This is a genomic window from Candidatus Hakubella thermalkaliphila, assembly GCF_013281975.1.
Lineage (GTDB): Bacteria > Actinomycetota > Humimicrobiia > Hakubellales > Hakubellaceae > Hakubella > Hakubella thermalkaliphila.
In genome coordinates, this window is sequence record NZ_BLRZ01000467.1 from 1 (window position 1) to 558 (window position 558).

The following is a 558-nucleotide window of genomic DNA, read 5'->3' on the forward strand; positions in this document are numbered from 1 at the left end:
AAGGCAGTAAAATGTAAATAAGAAGGATATGGAGGAACTACTGAACTTCTTCATGCCCTAAGGGAATATGGATTAAAGTAAGAACTACAAATGTAATAGAAAGGGCATTCAGAGAGGTCAGAAGAAGAACGCGACCTATGAGTTGTTTTAATAACACTCAAGGTATTGAGCGGATTGTTTATGCAGTATTAAGTCACTTAAACGATAAATGGAGAATTAAACCCTTAAAAGAATTTACACATAAATCTTGACACTACCTCATATCACAGAGATTGTAAGTAAAGAACAAAAAGAAGTTCCTCTTGTTAAAACTGAAAACCATTACAGAGGCTGAAGCCTCTTTGGAAAAGCAGAAGAAGATGATAAACTATAAAAGCTTCTATGGATTCAACAAAGAGCCATTCCCACAGGATATAAAGACAGATGCCCTGTATCCTACAGCAACACTTAATGCCTTTACAGAAAGATTTTTATGTGCTGTAAATCTTGGCGCTGTAGCGGTGATAACAGGAGAGGTCGGCTACGGTAAATCTATGCGTTGAGATATGCATCTGAGAA

At 36.7% G+C, this 558-nt stretch carries 2 protein-coding genes; both read left to right on the top strand.

All coding sequences use genetic code 11. The features are described 5' to 3' along the window. Nucleotides 1-65: 65 nt before the first annotated feature. Nucleotides 66-251, top strand: a complete 186-nt coding sequence (locus tag HW443_RS14245) for a transposase (protein ID WP_407079835.1) — start codon at nt 66-68, stop codon at nt 249-251. A gap of 51 nt (nt 252-302) precedes the next feature. After that, nucleotides 303-542, top strand: coding sequence for a hypothetical protein (locus HW443_RS12750; RefSeq protein ID WP_176238394.1), 240 nt, complete (start codon nt 303-305; stop codon nt 540-542). Nucleotides 543-558 lie beyond the last annotated feature (16 nt).